A 15,564-nucleotide genomic window follows, 5' to 3' on the forward strand; every position below is an offset into this window, starting at 1 on the left:
TAGTTATTTTTTACTTTCTCTCTCTCTTTTAATTGAGGCTTCTTTATAAGAAAAATATGGTTCTTGAGTATCAACGTTCCAATAATTTAAATTTTCTAATAAAATTCTTTTTCCTGAGATAGCACAAATTACGTGATCACCATCTTCAATTATACTAAAATTATTTGGCAAATATTTTAATTTAGCTAATTTATTTTTCATTTTTAAGATATATAAACAATATATGAAAATTGCAATTTTAGGAAGTGGTGGAAGAGAACATTCGTTAACATATACAATATCTAAATCAAAAAAAATTAAAAAAATTTATTGTTTACCTGGTAATGCTGGTACTGCAGATGTTGCTAAAAATATTAAAATAAACATAAATAATTTTGAAGAAGTTTATAAATTTTTAAAAAAAGAAGAAGTTGATTTAGTAATTATTGGACCTGAACAGCCACTAGTAAATGGTATAGTAGATTTTTTAGAAGAACGTCAAATAAAAGTATTTGGTCCAAATAAAATTGCTTCACAATTAGAAGGTTCAAAAATATTTACAAAAACTCTTTGTAAAAAATTTAATATCCCAACAGCAGATTTTGGTGTTTTTGAAAAAATCGAAGATGCTAAAAATTTTTTAAAAAATGTTAATTATCCTATAGTTATAAAAGCAGATAATCTAGCTGCAGGAAAAGGAGTATACATATCAAAAAATATAAAAGAGGCAAATATTGCTGTTGAAGAAATTTTTAATGGAAAATTTGGTAAAGCAAAAAATTTATTAATTGAGGAATTTCTAGATGGCGAAGAAATGAGCTACTTCATAATTAGTGATGGAAAAACTATAAAAAACTTTGGCACAGCCCAAGATCATAAACGTGTAGGAGAAGGTGATACTGGTAAAAATACAGGTGGAATGGGAGCATATTCACCATCACGATTAATAAATGATGAATTGGAAACTAAAATATTAAATAAAATTATTAAACCAACACTAAAAGGTCTTGATGAATTAGGTACAAATTATAAAGGTTTTTTATACGCTGGACTAATGATTGTAAATGGTGAGCCATATCTAATTGAATATAATGTAAGAATGGGAGACCCTGAATGCCAGACCATACTCCCTAAGTTGAACTCTGATTTTTTAGAAATTGTAGAAGCATGTGTTGAACAAAAACTGGAAAGAACAAAAATTGTTTGGAAAGAAAAAAAAAGCTTGTGTGTAGTTCTATGTTCAAAAGGGTATCCAGATAATTATGAAAAAAATATTAAAATTAACAATTTTGATAAATTAATTTTAAATGAAAATAATTATTTATTTCATGCTGGAACTGAAAGAGAAGAAAATCATATTGTTGCAATAGGTGGGAGAGTATTAAATTTTATTTCACTTTCAGACGATTTAACTAATGCAAGGCAAAATATTCATAATAATTTAAATAAACTTAATTGGGATAAAGGTTTTTATAGAAGAGATATAGCGTTTAAAGTTATTAATAAATGAGGATTATTTCAGGAAAATTCAAAGGTAAAAAAATATTAGAACCAAAAGATTTAAATACCAGACCATTAAAAGATCTAACTAAAGAATCAATTTTTAACATTATTCAACATTCAAATAAATTTAAAATTAATTTTGAGAATTCAGAAATATTAGACCTATTTTCTGGCACTGGTTCTTTTGGAATAGAATGTTTATCAAGAGGAGCAAAATTTGTCACTTTTGTGGAAAATTATAAAGAAATATTGTCCATACTAAAAAAAAATCTAGCTGACTTAAAATTAGACTCAAATTATTCAATAATTGAAAAAAATATTTTTGATAATTTAAATTTAAAAGAATTTGAAAAACAATTTGATATTATTTTTTTAGATCCACCCTACAAAGAAAAAAATTTAAAAGATGTTTTGTTATACTTAATTGATGAAAAAATTTTAAAAATTGATGGGATAATTATTCTTCATAGACATAAAAAACAAATTGATATTTTGCCTGATCAAATTAATATCTTAGAGGAAAAAAAATATGGTATTTCAAAAATATTGTTTTGTAATATTTCTTAAATTAAAATTTTCCTCGTTTCTTTTTTAATAAGTTCAACTGCCGGTTGATCAAAAGGATTTAGATTTAAACATTTACCAATTAAGATTGTTTCAAGCATAAAGAAACAAAAAAGTTCTCCTAAAGTAGTTTCATCTCTCCTATTTATTTCAAAACTTCTAAAAGGAATATTTTTTTTTCTAAATACATTCTCTGTTGCTTTCTTTTGAGCATACATGACTTGATTTATATCTTTATTTTTTAAATATTTATAATCTGGTAAAATTGTTTTATTATTAATTTTTATTGAATTTTTTTCTTTAACAAAAAAAATTGTAAAAAAATTATTTTTAAATCCATCCAAATAAAGCTGCATAACACTATGATTATCTTTAGGCATATTTGATACTATTGGCAAAATACCAAGTTTTTTTTTACCTAAGCTTTCAGCTACTAATTGTTGATACCAGTTAAACAGATTAGACGAAGATTCATCATAATTTATAATTACGGAATTAAACTTCTTATTTTTTAAATAAAAAATAATATTTGAAACGTTTTTTATTAATTCCTCCATATATTTTTTATTTTTAACAAGGTTATTTAATTGTCTAAAATTTCCTGGCTTTAGACCCATCAATTCTGACGGTAGCATTCCAACCTCAGACAAAACAGAATATCTACCACCAATGTAATTATTATGATCAATTACTTCGCATTGGAGTTTATTAGCTAGTTGTTTTAAATAACTATTTTTATTCTCTGTTATAATTAGATTTTTATCTTCTTTTTTAATTAGGGTATTAAAATTTACAATAGTTTCAATTGTGTTTCCTGACTTAGATATAACTAAATTATTAAATGATTTATGATTTGATAACTTTGTCTTTGATTGAAGATTATCAACAAAAAAGAATTTTTTTTTAATTTTTTTTTTTAGAAAATCATATATTGCTTGAGCTCCAAGTGTTGATCCACCCATACCTATAATTCTATAATCAAAATTTTTGTTTACTGAACTTAAATTTTTGTAATTATAGCTATCTTTATAGGTTTTTCTTAAAGATTGGATTACATGATTATTTTTTTTTAAAATCGTATTTAATATTAATTCAATTTTTTTATTTTTTCTTTTTGATTTAAAATTTATAAACTTAATACTATTTGTTAGCATTAGTTTTTTTAATTTTTTTTAGAATATTTTCCTCGATATCTAAACTTTGATTTTCTTGCCCCTCACTATCTTTATTTTCAGTTGAAAACAGTTCTTTAATTTTTTCATTGTTATTTTCAGACTTATCAATGTTCTGATCTGGCTTAGGGAGCTCACCATAATCTGGGGGCATTACAAGTGGAGATTTTTTTTCTACCAAAAATTCATCACTATTATTTTTTTTTTGATTAGAAAAAGCTTTTTTTGCACTCCCACAATATGATAGATTACAAAATAAAACTAGTAACATAAAAACATTTAAAAATTTCATATTTTTTTAACTCTACTAGTGTCATTATTATCAATCAATTCTAAAAATATCATAAAAATAATACCCAAACTTATAAATACGTCTGCAACATTAAATATAAACCAATGAAATTCTCCAATGTGAAAATCAATAAAATCTGGAACAGCATTGTAAATTATTCTATCAAAAACATTGCCAATTGCTCCTCCCAATATCATTAAAAAAGAATATTTTTTTAACCCTTTGCTTCTAAAGGTCATAAAAATTATTATTAAAATCACAATTATTATTATAAATGTTAAAAAATTATATAAGTTACTTTTTTGAAAAGAAAAAAGACCAAAAGCAATTCCCTCATTCCAAATCAAATGAATATTTAAAAATTTTGACATGTAGATCTCAGAAGTTTTACTTATTTTATCCAAATAAATTATATAAATTTTAGAAAATCTATCTGACAAGAAAATGAATGATAAAACTATCAATTCAAAAAAATGATTTTTAAAAAAATTTTTTAACACTATTAAAAATTTTTAGGACAAAGTTCTCTACCACAAGATCCTTCCTTAATTTTCCAACATAAAGGGCACTTTGATCCTTTTGATTTATTAGTATCAACTTTTGTTTCTAAATTTTCCCCATATATAATTTCTGCTTTTGAAGTTATACAAAGCTCGGCAAAATCTATATTATTTGTAAGTTCTTTTAACTTTGTGTTAAGATGTATTGTGATTTCAGCTTCCAAACTAGATCCAATCTCTTTGCTCGCTCTTTTTTCTTCAATACTAATATTACATAAATTTCTAATTTTAATTAACTCTAGCCATTTTTGATTTAATTTCTCATTTTGAAAATCTTTTGGAAATTTTTGAAATGTTTCTAAATGGATACTCTTTTTATTTTTTAAAATTAACCTGTAAATTTCTTCAGTTGTAAAAGATAAAATCGGAGCAAACCATTTAAGTAAAGAATTTAAAATAATATTTAGTGTTGTTATTGTTGATTTTCTTTTCTTTGACTCTAAACTATCACAATATAAAGTATCTTTACGAATATCAAAATAAAAAGCTGAAAGATCTACGGTGCAGAAATTTAAAAGATCTTTATATAAATTATGAAAATCATAATTTTTAAAATAATTTTGAAAATTATTGTTTAAAATATAAATTTTATTTAAAATAAACTGCTCTAATTCAGGAAGTTCTTTTAAGTCTAATTTTTCTAAATCTATATATTCAAAATTATCATTAAGATTCCCAAGCAAATATCTAAAAGTATTTCTTATTTTTCTATATGAATCTGCATGTTGATCTAAAATAGAATAATCAATTCTTAAATCTTCTGAATAATTTGATGAAGCCACCCAGATTCTAAGGATATCTGCTCCATATTTTTTTAAAATATCTTCTGGTGCGATCACATTACCCAAAGATTTTGACATTTTTAAACCTTTGCCATCTACAACAAAACCATGAGATAAAATGGAATCAAAGGGTGCTCTTCCTCTTGTTCCACATGACTCTAATAAAGAAGAATGAAACCATCCCCGGTGTTGATCCGATCCCTCAAGGTACATAGAAGCTGGCCATTTTAAGTCTTCTCTTTTTTCTAAAACAAAAGAATGCGTCGAACCACTATCAAACCATACCTCCACAATATCACTAAGTTTTTCAAATTCTTCTGCTTTGTATCTACTTCCTAAAAATCTTTGAGGATCATCTGAAAACCAACAATCAGATCCCTCTTTTTCGTATATTGAAGCTATATTTTCATTTACTTCATCATCTATTAAAATTTCTTTTGTTTTTTTATTAATAAAAATTGGAAGAGGTACACCCCAAACTCTTTGCCTTGACACACACCAGTCAGGCCTAGTTTCTATCATTGATTTTAATCTTTCTTTACCTTTACTTGGGTAAAAAGTAGTTTCATCAATAGCTTTGAGAGCCTTATCTCTTAAATTATGACTTTCCATAGATATAAACCATTGTGGTGTAGCTCTATGAACCAAAGGTGCTTTTGATCTCCATGAATGAGGATAGGAATGGACTAATTCTCCATTAGCCAAGAGATTTTTTTGTTCATTTAATTTTTCAATTACAATCGGGTTTGCCTTAAAAATATGAATTCCTTCAAATAATTTTACATTATTGGTATATTTTCCATCACCATCAACTGTTTCGATAGCTTTCATTCCATTATTTAAACATAGATTAAAATCATCAGGACCATGGCTAGGTGCACAGTGAACAATTCCTGTACCTTGCTCTGTAGTAACAAACCTTGCCTCCAACATTGGAATATCATTATCATATCCTAGCTGAACAAATGGATGTTTGCAGATGGTATTTTTAAATTCTTTTCCTTTGAATGATTTAATTTTTTTATAATTTTTAATTTCACATTCTTTAACAACATTTTCTAACAAAGCATCTGCTATGACTATTTTTCTGTTTTTAAAATCACCATCATCATTAATTTCTACTAAAACATAATCCAAAGACTCATTGTAAGCTAAAGCTTTATTGGCAGGAATTGTCCAAGGAGTTGTTGTCCAAATTACAATATCTGATCCAATTATATCTTCTATCTCTGAATGTTTAACTTGAAATAATGCATAAATTGTATCAGATTTATGATCTTGATATTCAACCTCTGCGTCTGCTAGAGCAGTTTTTTCAACTGTTGACCAAAGAACAGGTTTAAATCCTTTATAAAGACTTCCTTCTTTTAAAAACTTGCCTAGCTCTCTGACAATTTGTGCCTCAGCATCAAAACTCATTGTTGAATAATAATTGTCCCAATCACCAACTACACCTAGTCTCTTAAATTGAATTTTGTGTATATCAATCCATTTTTCAGCAAAGGATCTACATTCTTTTCTAAATTCTACTACTGGAACTTCATTTTTATTTTTTTTATTTTTTTTATATTGTTCCTCAATTTTCCATTCGATTGGTAAACCATGGCAATCCCATCCAGGTACATAAATTGAGTCTTTACCATCCATTTGATGGAATTTTACAATTATGTCTTTTAAAATTTTATTTAATGCTGTCCCCATATGAATGTTGCCATTTGCATATGGAGGGCCATCATGTAAGACAAATTTTTCTTTACCTTTACTTGATTTTCTCAATTCATCATACAGGTTTATATTTTGCCAATAATTTAGAATTTCTGGTTCTCTAGTTGGCAGGTTTGCCTTCATTGAGAAAGCTGTTTTAGGTAGATTTATATCAGATTTACTCATTTAGTTTTCTTTGCAATATTTAAATCAGATTTAATTTGCCTTCTAAGTTGATCAACATTCTTAAATTTTTTTTCTTTTCTTATAAACTTTAAAAACTGCACTGATAAAAGCTTATTATAAAGATTTCCAGAAAAATTAAACAAATGTACCTCAAGTAGGATTTTTTTTTGATTAAATGTGGGTCTATAGCCAAGATTCGCTATACCACTCAATTTTTGTTGATTTTTTTTTCTTAATACTCTTACCGCATAAACTCCTGGCTGTGCTAAGACATAATCCTTAATATCTATGTTGCATGTTGGGAAACCAATTTTTTTTCCAACTTGTCTGCCTTTTTGAACTATTCCATCAATGGTCCATTCTCTTCCTAAAAATTTATTAGCTCTATTTAAATTACCTTTTGCAAGCAAGTTTCTTATTATCGTTGAAGATACTATTTTTTTACTTTTTAAAAGTGGCCTTGGTTTAATAACTTTATAATTATAATTTCTTTCATTTTGTATAAGTAATTTAACATCACCTTCTCTTTTATTTCCAAATCTAAAATTATTACTTACAAATATAAACTTACAATTGAGTTTTCTATATAAAATTTCTTTTATAAATTTAACTGATTTTATTTTAGAAAAATTTTTATCAAATTTTTTTGTAATTATAAAATCTACTTTTAATTCTTTAAGTAATTCTAATTTTTGATTTACAGATGAAATTTTAAAATTTTTCAATGAATTGTTAAAATACATTTTAGGCATTGGATCAAAATTAATCACACCAATTTTTGAATTATATTTTTTTTTATATGATAGAGCTAATTTAAATAATTTTTGATGTCCTAAATGAAGACCATCAAAATTTCCAATTAATATAATTGAATTTTTATGGTGATTATTAATATTGAAATTTTTATATAACTTTACCATTTTAATTCTCTTTGAGTAAAATTAACGATAGCTTCATACTCCTTTGAAACTTCAGTAACTCCTTTATCTTGTATCTCTTCTTTGTGAATTCCATTGCAAACCAACAAGGAATGGTAATTTAATAAATTAGCACCTTTTATATCTGTATTTAAATTATCACCAATTGCCAAAACTTTCTTACCAACATTATCTATAGATTGATTGTAAACCTCAGCATGAGGTTTGCCAAAATAAATTACTTCTCCACCCATTTTTTCAAAAACCATAGCAACTGAGCCTGCACACAATTCTCTAATGTTTCCCCGATCAACAATTAAATCAGGGTTGGTACAAATCATTTTTTTTTGTGTGTGTTTTTCAAGTAGATTTTTATAATAATTTAAATCAACTTCATGATCCTCGAACAAGCCTGTGCAAAGTAAATATTCACTTTTATTTAGTTCAGTTGATTTATTATTTATAAATTCATTGAATAAATCAAAATCCCTTGGGGGTCCTATATGGAAAAAATTCTTAGATTTAAAAGATGTTTTTAAAAAATTCAAAGCTGCCTCTCCTGAGGTATAAACATGCTCTCTCAAATCCTCGCTCATGCCCATTTTTTCTAAAAATTTGTTCACTGTATTATTTGGTCTTGGAGCATTGGTTAAAAGAACAAAACTTTTATTTTTTTTCTTTAGCTCATTTAGAGTTACTATTGCCGAGTTATGTAATTTGATACCATTATGAATGACCCCCCATAAATCTATGTAAAATAGGTCATAATTATCAGCAATTGACTGAAGGCCGTCTAGATCTAAATTTTTAGTCATTATTTTACCTATAAACCATAATATTTAGATTTTCCTAACATAATTACTCTGAAAAGATTCTCTAATCTTGAAATAAGCTACGAAATATCTATATGAGGCTCATATTTATATAGAATTATAAAGGAGATTTATGAAGTTTAAACCGTTACATGACAGAGTATTAATCGAAGTTTTAGATAGCAGCGAAAAAACTGCTGGTGGAATAATTATACCAGATACAGCTCAAGAAAAACCTCAAGAGGGAAAAGTTGTTGCTGTTGGTGGTGGAGCTAAAACAGAAGATGGAAAAACAATTCCAATGGATGTTAAAGTTGGAGACAAAGTTTTATTTGGCAAATGGTCAGGGACTGAAGTCAAAATAGATGGCAAAGAATATAGCATAATGAAAGAGTCTGACATTATGGGTATTTCAAGTAAGTAATTTAATTTAAAGGAGAAAACAAAATGGCAAAAGTTGTTAAATTTGATGCTGAAGCGAGAGCAGCTATGATTAGAGGAGTAAATATCTTAGCTGATACTGTTAAAGTAACTTTAGGTCCTAAAGGAAGAAACGTAGTGATGGATAAATCTTATGGTGCGCCTAGAATTACTAAAGATGGTGTTTCTGTTGCTAAAGAAATTGATCTTGAAGATAAGTTTGAAAACATGGGTGCGCAGATGGTTAAAGAAGTTGCTAGCAAAACAAATGATGAAGCTGGTGACGGTACAACTACTGCAACTATTCTTGCACAAGCAATAGTTAGAGAAGGTGTAAAATATGTAACTGCTGGCATGAATCCTATGGATGTTAAAAGAGGAATTGATGCGGCGGTTGAAGTTGTAAAAGAAAACTTAGTAGCATCTGCTAAAAAAGTAAAAGATAGTGATGAAATTGCACAAGTTGGAACTATTTCTGCAAATGGTGATAAAGAAATTGGAACAATGATTGCAAAAGCAATGCAAAAAGTTGGAAACGAAGGTGTTATCACAGTTGAAGAAAATAAAGGAATTGAAACTGAACTTGATGTAGTTGAAGGTATGCAATTCGACAGAGGTTATTTATCACCATACTTTATTACTAATAGTGATAAAATGACTACTGAGTTAGATAACCCTTTCATTCTTTTACATGAAAAAAAATTAACAAACTTGCAACCAATGGTTCCTCTATTAGAAGCTGTTGTTCAAGCAGGTAGACCATTAATGATTATTTCTGAAGATGTTGAAGGAGAAGCTCTAGCAACTTTAGTGGTAAACAAACTAAGAGGTGGTCTAAAAGTTGTTGCAGTAAAAGCACCTGGTTTTGGTGACAGAAGAAAAGCAATGCTTGAAGATATTGCTATCTTAACTGGAGGTCAGGTTATTTCTGAAGATTTAGGAATTAAACTTGAGAATGTTAAACTTGATGACCTAGGTTCATGTAAGAAAGTTAAAGTAGATAAAGATAACAGTACCATTGTTAATGGAAGTGGTAAAAAATCTGATATCGAAGGAAGATGTGCTTCAATTAAACAACAAATTGATGAAACAACTTCTGACTATGACAAAGAGAAACTTCAAGAAAGACTTGCAAAACTAGCGGGTGGAGTTGCTGTAATCAAAGTTGGTGGTGCAACTGAAGTTGAAGTTAAAGAGAGAAAAGATAGAGTTGAAGATGCTTTAAACGCTACAAGAGCTGCAGTTGAAGAAGGTATTGTAACTGGTGGTGGTTGTGCATTACTTTATGCTGCTCAAGATCTAAATAAAGTTAAAGCAAAAGGTGATGATCAAAAAGCAGGTGTAGAGCTTGTTAGAAAAGCACTTGAAGCTCCAATCAGACAAATTACAAAGAATGCTGGTGTAGATGGTTCAGTAGTTGTTGGTAAATTGTTAGAGCAAAGTAAAAAAACTCACGGATACGATGCACAAAGCGAAGAATATTGCGATATGTTCGCTAAAGGTATTATAGATCCTGTTAAAGTTGTAAGAACTGCTCTACAAGATGCTGCTTCAATATCTGGATTATTAGTAACTACAGAAGCGATGATTGCTGACAAACCTGAGGAAAAAGATGCTGCTGGTGGCGGAATGCCTGGTGGTATGCCTGGTGGTATGGGCGGCATGGGTGGAATGGGTGGAATGGGAATGTAATCGTTCTCACTCATTTAAAAATTCTAAAAGGGCAGTTTTTACTGCCCTTTTTTTTTATCTTAAACAAAAATCTGCAGTGAAGTTTGCAGTGAATGTGCAGTGAAGTTTTTAGAAACAAAAAACGGTGCTGAGGGCAACCCTAGTTTATTATTAACAACAAAGAGTAATTAATTTCTTAAGCAGGATTTGGACATTCTATTACTCTACCCATAGAATCTCTCTCTCCACATTTTTTAGGTTTTACTTTATAACCCAACTGTAAATATATTAAACTATAATAGTCATAATTTCTTTCAACAGAATGAGCAGTAATAATTCTGTTATTATCAAAATCAATAACCACTTGTTGTCCGTGAGCACCATCCATCATTAAAATAGGTCTGTCTTCTAATCCGATTGGGTCAAAGTGAAACTGACCACCGTAAGTTTGTGTAGCGCTGTGGTTACCTCTAAACTTACTATACTCACCAAATTGTTTATCAACTCTATTTACATACATTGTTTTTAAATACTTACCAACGCAAGTATCATTGTTCCAATGATTCATCATCATGTTAGCAATTCTTAAATAATCATATCTGTCAGCATAAAAAGAATATCTACCATACTCACCAGATTTTCTGTTACCTTTATCAGCATTTAAAGTCTTATGAAAATAAACTCTTTTAGCAACTTTAGCGTCTTCTACAAATATCTTATGTAATAACTTGTTCCAGTCATCACCAGTTTTGTAAATAACATAGTTCATAATAACATTGGTTGTCATGGCACTATAGTTATAATAAGTACCAGGTTCTAAACCATCAACACCTTTAAAGTATTTCTTCATAACTTTGTGAATTGGTATTGTGTTAAGATTAGGACCTTTACCTTTGTAAGGGTTATCCCATGCGTAAATTCTTTGTCCTACTATTTTATCATCACCTGCCTGCATATTAAGTAAGTTAATTAATTTTTGATTTTCATATAAAGTGCCTGCAACCGTTGGGTAATCTATTCTGTCATAAACGGTATGATTAATATAACCACCACATATTGCATAACCTGTAACTAAAGATACCAAAGACTTACCTATGGAATGTGAAGGATAAGGTCCTTTGTATTTACTTTTTCTATTTTGATCAACTAAAATTTTATTGTTTTCAAATAAGATGTAAGAAACTAAACCAGTATCTTTCATTGATATTTGTTCTTTAACTTTTACATATAAATGATTAGTTTTTAAATCAAACTCAAAATCATACGTGTCATTTTTCTTATCACCTATTTTATATTTGTGGTGACTATTAAAAGCATATTTCTCACCAGCGAATGTTACGCCGATCATTATAAAGAAAGAAAGGATAAAATAAATAATTCTAGTCATTCAAGTTTTTGTATTTTTCAAATTTAACTCAACTCTAAAATGAAGTCACCTTTCTGTTTGCTTTCTATTTGGGGCAATTCTGCAGTGAAGTTTTTAGTAAAATAGTTAAATAAGTGAGTATTGGCGTAATTTATAAGTAAATGTAATCCCACTACTCTAAAACTAAAATTTAAAAGGCCATCACATGATGGCCTTTTTTTTATGCAAATTTAAATTATGTCTAAAAGATACAGTGGAAAGTCATTTAAGGATTCGAGTGTAAAAAAGAAACCCAAATTAAGTTTTAAAGAAAAAAGGAAACTTAAAAAAGATAAACAAAAAAAGCCTAATTAATCACAAGTTATTTAAATTAATCAAGCCAGTCATGAGTTTTTTTAAGTTTTAATATCAAATTAAATATGTATAAGAGCCACAATTTATGAGCAACAATATAAGAAACATCACAATCATAGCCCATGTCGACCATGGCAAAACTACTTTGATTGATAATTTAATGAAACAAAGTGGATCATTTAGAGAAAATGAGGTTGTTGATGAAAGACTAATGGATTCTGGAGAACTTGAGAAAGAAAGAGGAATTACAATTCTCGCAAAGCCTGCGTCGATAAACTGGAATGCTTCAAGAATAAATATTATAGATACACCTGGCCACAGAGATTTTGCAGCGGAAGTTGAAAGAGTTTTAAGCATGGCTGATGGAGCTCTTTTGTTAATTGACTCTGCAGAAGGAGTAATGCCTCAAACAAAATTTGTTTTATCGAAAGCATTAAAACAAGGTTTAAAACCAATTGTAGTTATTAATAAATTGGATAAAGCAGATCAAAGAGCTAATGAGGTCTTAGATGAAACTTTTGATTTATTTGTAAGTTTAGATGCAAATGAAGAACAATTAGATTTTCCTGTTTTATATGCAAGTGGAAGATCTGGATGGGCTGATCATGAGGTAGATGGGCCAAGAGAAAATTTAAATCCTTTATTAGACTTAATTGTGGAGCACGTTAAACCGGCCGAATTAGATAAAACCAAACCTTTTGCAATGTTATCAACATTGCTTTATTCAGACAGTTTTTTAGGTAGAAGTCTAGTAGGTAGAATTACACAAGGGACAGCAAAAGCAAACCAACCAATCAAAGCTATTAATTTAAATGGTGAAAAAGTTGATGAAGGAAAATTAACAAAGATTTTTAGATATGAAGGAACTAAAAAAGTTCCAATTGATGTTGGTGAAGCAGGAGATATTGTCGTTGTAGCAGGATTAGAAAAAGCAAATGTTGCTGATACAATTTGTAATTTGGAAGTTAATGATCCTATACCAGCGACTCCAATTGATCCTCCAACAATGTCGATTACAATAACTGTTAATACTTCTCCATTAGCAGGTACAGAAGGTAAAAAACTTACAAGTACTCAAATTAGAGAAAGATTAGTTCAAGAAGCACAAAACAATGTAGGAATTACTTTTTCAGAAAATGATGGAAAAGATTCATTCGTTGTAAGCGGACGAGGTGAATTAATGTTGGAAATACTTCTTACTCAAATGAGAAGAGAAGGTTTTGAAATGACGGTAAGTCCACCAAAGGTTTTATATAAAACTGATAATCAAGGAAACAAACTTGAACCAATTGAAGAAATTACTATGGATTTAGATGAAGAACACTCTTCAAAAGTAATCGACTCAATGAATAGAAGAAAAGGTAAATTAATTGAACTAAAAGATACCGGTACAAATAAGAAAAGATTGATATTTCATGCACCTACGAGAGGTTTGATGGGATACACAAGTAGATTTCTAACGCTTACTAAAGGGGAAGGTGTAATTAATAGAATTTTCCATGACTACGGTCCTTTTGAAGGTGAAATGGAAGGTAGAAGAAATGGTGCATTAATTGCAATGGAACAAGGAAAAGCAGTAGCTTTTGCAATCTTTAACCTTCAAGCGAGAGGAGAAATGTTTGTTACTCACAATGATCCTGTTTATCCAGGTATGATTGTTGGATTATCACCAAAACCAGGTGACATGATTATAAATGTCATGAAAGGAAAAAAATTAACAAATATGAGAACACAAGGAACAGACGAAAACGTCGTTCTTACTCCTGTTAGAAAAATGTCAATAGCTGAACAACTAAGTATGCTTAACAGTGATGAAGCATTAGAAATTACACCTGAGTCTTGTAGATTGAGAAAAGCAATTCTTGATCCTCATGAAAGAAAAAGAAGTGAGAAAACTAGCGCAGCTGCTTAGTTAAATATTTTTCCAACTAAAAATAATCCTAAAGCTACACAAGGGCCAATTCCAAAAGCAAATATAAGTGTGCCCACTCCAACGGTCCCACCTAAATACCAACCAATAATTACAACAGTAATTTCTAAAAAAGCTCTTACTAAGGCTATAGGTAAATTTGTTGTTTTTGTTAGTCCTGTCATTAAACCATCTCGTGGACCTGGACCAAGATTAGCTACTAAATAAATACCACTACCAAGTCCTACTAAAATTACTGAAAGAACTGCTAATAAGTATTTTGTAAAAAGAGATGAAGGTGGTTGAAAATAATTTAGAGTGAAATCAATCATAGCAGCAATCACGATGATATTAAATATTGTTCCAAGACCTGGTTTTTGTTTTAAAAAAATCCATAAAAAAAGTACTCCTACACTTACAAAAAAAGTTGCTGCTCCAATTGATAAACTGGAGTTAAGTGAAATTCCTTCAGCTAATACTGACCAGGGTGAGTTTCCAGTTGCTGATAAAATTAACAAACCTTCTCCCAAACCAAAAATTGTTAAACCAAAAATTAAAAAAAATGATGTTGAAAATTTTGGCTTGAAGTTCAAACTTTCGTTTGAGCTCCAATTTACTTTTGGAATATTTTTTATAGATAGGAACATTAAATATTGATACTTTTAATTTAATTTTTATTTATATTATTATCATGAAAAAATTTTACACTATTATTATATTTTTTTTATTTACTTTTAACTCAAACGCACATGTTGGTCATTATAATAACTTCAAAAAAATTGAACTTGAAATCTTAAGAAATAATGAAGTTATAGGATATAATAATTATTCTTTTTCTAGGAAAGACAATGAAACAACTGTAAATAATAAATATAAATTTACAGTAAAACTACTTGGAGCAACTATTTTTGAAGTAGAAGGTTTTGGAGAAGAAAAATATTTAGGAGATAATTTAATTTCCTTTAAATCTAAAACACGTCAGAATAAAAAAGAAAAATTTGTAAATTTAATATTAAATAATCAAACTAATAAATTTGATATTCAAGGTTCTTCTTTTTCTGGTGAAGCTTCTTTGAAAAGTACAATTGGAAGTTGGTGGAGCCATAAATTGTTACAGGCAGAAAGCCAAATTAGTCCTATTTCTGGAAGTATAAAAGAACAACTAGTTACATTTATCGGTAAGGAAAAAATCACTATCAATGGAAAAGAATTTGATACTGATCATTTTAAACTCACTTCTAAAGATATGGCACTTCCAGAAGACAAAAGATTAAATTTTGATATTTGGCTTGATAAAAAAACTTCAGTGATAGTTAAAGTTACCTATGAAAGAATGGGAAGTTGGGAGTATAGAATTAAAAATATTAAGTAAT

15 protein-coding genes are annotated in these 15,564 nt (G+C 28.6%); 6 read left to right on the forward strand and 9 right to left on the reverse strand.

What is annotated here, in order from left to right; all coding sequences use genetic code 11:
* Positions 1–3: 3 nt before the first annotated feature.
* A complete protein-coding gene (locus tag ACTTAX_RS04495) occupies positions 4–201 on the reverse strand; it encodes a DUF2093 domain-containing protein (protein ID WP_440693195.1) in 198 nt (65 codons plus the stop codon).
* 22 nt (positions 202–223) lie between these two features.
* On the opposite strand from ACTTAX_RS04495, the gene purD reads away from it, so the two are divergent.
* Positions 224–1,489: a phosphoribosylamine--glycine ligase gene (gene purD, locus ACTTAX_RS04500; RefSeq protein ID WP_440693197.1), complete on the forward strand. Its 1,266-nt coding sequence runs from the start codon at positions 224–226 to the stop codon at positions 1,487–1,489.
* Positions 1,486–2,049 carry a 16S rRNA (guanine(966)-N(2))-methyltransferase RsmD gene (gene rsmD / locus ACTTAX_RS04505; RefSeq protein ID WP_440693199.1) on the forward strand — a complete coding sequence of 188 codons (564 nt, stop codon included), beginning with the start codon at positions 1,486–1,488 and terminating at the stop codon, positions 2,047–2,049. Before purD ends, rsmD begins: the two co-directional genes overlap by 4 nt.
* On the opposite strand, the gene ACTTAX_RS04510 is transcribed toward rsmD, so the two are convergent.
* The 6 genes from ACTTAX_RS04510 to ACTTAX_RS04535 are packed head-to-tail and all read right to left on the reverse strand — an operon-like array spanning position 2,046 to position 8,474.
* Positions 2,046–3,200: a glucose-6-phosphate isomerase gene (locus ACTTAX_RS04510; protein ID WP_440693201.1), complete on the reverse strand. Its 1,155-nt coding sequence runs from the start codon at positions 3,198–3,200 to the stop codon at positions 2,046–2,048. The two genes, rsmD and ACTTAX_RS04510, sit on opposite strands and share 4 nt — an antisense overlap.
* Positions 3,187–3,510: a DUF3035 domain-containing protein gene (locus ACTTAX_RS04515; protein ID WP_440693203.1), complete on the reverse strand. Its 324-nt coding sequence runs from the start codon at positions 3,508–3,510 to the stop codon at positions 3,187–3,189. Before ACTTAX_RS04515 ends, ACTTAX_RS04510 begins: the two co-directional genes overlap by 14 nt.
* A complete protein-coding gene (lspA, locus tag ACTTAX_RS04520; protein ID WP_440693205.1) occupies positions 3,507–4,010 on the reverse strand; it encodes a signal peptidase II in 504 nt (167 codons plus the stop codon). The genes ACTTAX_RS04515 and lspA overlap by 4 nt, the downstream gene beginning before the upstream one ends.
* Positions 4,011–4,012: 2 nt before the next feature.
* Entirely contained in the window at positions 4,013–6,742 is a 2,730-nt protein-coding gene (gene ileS, locus ACTTAX_RS04525) for an isoleucine--tRNA ligase (RefSeq protein ID WP_440693206.1), read from the reverse strand.
* Positions 6,739–7,662, reverse strand: coding sequence for a bifunctional riboflavin kinase/FAD synthetase (locus tag ACTTAX_RS04530; protein WP_440693208.1), 924 nt, complete (start codon positions 7,660–7,662; stop codon positions 6,739–6,741). The genes ileS and ACTTAX_RS04530 overlap by 4 nt, the downstream gene beginning before the upstream one ends.
* On the reverse strand, positions 7,656–8,474 hold the full coding sequence (locus tag ACTTAX_RS04535) for a TIGR01459 family HAD-type hydrolase (RefSeq protein ID WP_440693210.1): 819 nt from the start codon (positions 8,472–8,474) through the stop codon (positions 7,656–7,658). Before ACTTAX_RS04535 ends, ACTTAX_RS04530 begins: the two co-directional genes overlap by 7 nt.
* Before the next feature lie 130 nt (positions 8,475–8,604).
* Between ACTTAX_RS04535 and groES the strand changes: the two genes are divergently transcribed.
* Positions 8,605–8,895, forward strand: coding sequence for a co-chaperone GroES (groES, locus tag ACTTAX_RS04540; RefSeq protein WP_075506443.1), 291 nt, complete (start codon positions 8,605–8,607; stop codon positions 8,893–8,895).
* Positions 8,896–8,918: 23 nt separating this feature from the next.
* Positions 8,919–10,583: a chaperonin GroEL gene (gene groL, locus ACTTAX_RS04545; protein ID WP_440693212.1), complete on the forward strand. Its 1,665-nt coding sequence runs from the start codon at positions 8,919–8,921 to the stop codon at positions 10,581–10,583.
* Between the two features lie 175 nt (positions 10,584–10,758).
* Here the strand turns inward: groL and ACTTAX_RS04550 are convergent, their stop codons facing one another.
* A complete protein-coding gene (locus ACTTAX_RS04550; RefSeq protein ID WP_440693214.1) occupies positions 10,759–11,949 on the reverse strand; it encodes a hypothetical protein in 1,191 nt (396 codons plus the stop codon).
* Between the two features lie 418 nt (positions 11,950–12,367).
* On the opposite strand from ACTTAX_RS04550, the gene typA reads away from it, so the two are divergent.
* A complete protein-coding gene (gene typA, locus ACTTAX_RS04555; protein ID WP_440693216.1) occupies positions 12,368–14,194 on the forward strand; it encodes a translational GTPase TypA in 1,827 nt (608 codons plus the stop codon).
* On the opposite strand, the gene yczE is transcribed toward typA, so the two are convergent.
* Positions 14,191–14,838 (reverse strand): membrane protein YczE, encoded by a 648-nt coding sequence (gene yczE / locus ACTTAX_RS04560; RefSeq protein ID WP_440693218.1) that lies wholly within the window; start codon positions 14,836–14,838, stop codon positions 14,191–14,193. The two genes, typA and yczE, sit on opposite strands and share 4 nt — an antisense overlap.
* Before the next feature lie 44 nt (positions 14,839–14,882).
* On the opposite strand from yczE, the gene ACTTAX_RS04565 reads away from it, so the two are divergent.
* Positions 14,883–15,563 (forward strand): DUF6134 family protein, encoded by a 681-nt coding sequence (locus tag ACTTAX_RS04565; RefSeq protein ID WP_440693219.1) that lies wholly within the window; start codon positions 14,883–14,885, stop codon positions 15,561–15,563.
* The last annotated feature ends 1 nt before the right edge of the window (position 15,564 follow it).

This window comes from Candidatus Pelagibacter sp. HIMB1695, assembly GCF_052047655.1.
Taxonomy (GTDB): Bacteria; Pseudomonadota; Alphaproteobacteria; order Pelagibacterales; family Pelagibacteraceae; genus Pelagibacter.

Coding starts and splice junctions, on each gene's coding strand:
- purD (WP_440693197.1), top strand. CDS start 224: ATGAAAATTGCAATTTTAGGAAGTGGTGGAAGAGAACATTCGTTAACA.
- groL (WP_440693212.1), top strand. CDS start 8,919: ATGGCAAAAGTTGTTAAATTTGATGCTGAAGCGAGAGCAGCTATGATT.
- ACTTAX_RS04510 (WP_440693201.1), bottom strand. CDS start 3,200: ATGCTAACAAATAGTATTAAGTTTATAAATTTTAAATCAAAAAGAAAA.
- rsmD (WP_440693199.1), top strand. CDS start 1,486: ATGAGGATTATTTCAGGAAAATTCAAAGGTAAAAAAATATTAGAACCA.
- ACTTAX_RS04535 (WP_440693210.1), bottom strand. CDS start 8,474: ATGACTAAAAATTTAGATCTAGACGGCCTTCAGTCAATTGCTGATAAT.
- groES (WP_075506443.1), top strand. CDS start 8,605: ATGAAGTTTAAACCGTTACATGACAGAGTATTAATCGAAGTTTTAGAT.
- ileS (WP_440693206.1), bottom strand. CDS start 6,742: ATGAGTAAATCTGATATAAATCTACCTAAAACAGCTTTCTCAATGAAG.
- yczE (WP_440693218.1), bottom strand. CDS start 14,838: ATGTTCCTATCTATAAAAAATATTCCAAAAGTAAATTGGAGCTCAAAC.
- ACTTAX_RS04495 (WP_440693195.1), bottom strand. CDS start 201: ATGAAAAATAAATTAGCTAAATTAAAATATTTGCCAAATAATTTTAGT.
- typA (WP_440693216.1), top strand. CDS start 12,368: ATGAGCAACAATATAAGAAACATCACAATCATAGCCCATGTCGACCAT.
- ACTTAX_RS04550 (WP_440693214.1), bottom strand. CDS start 11,949: ATGACTAGAATTATTTATTTTATCCTTTCTTTCTTTATAATGATCGGC.
- ACTTAX_RS04530 (WP_440693208.1), bottom strand. CDS start 7,662: ATGGTAAAGTTATATAAAAATTTCAATATTAATAATCACCATAAAAAT.
- ACTTAX_RS04515 (WP_440693203.1), bottom strand. CDS start 3,510: ATGAAATTTTTAAATGTTTTTATGTTACTAGTTTTATTTTGTAATCTA.
- ACTTAX_RS04565 (WP_440693219.1), top strand. CDS start 14,883: ATGAAAAAATTTTACACTATTATTATATTTTTTTTATTTACTTTTAAC.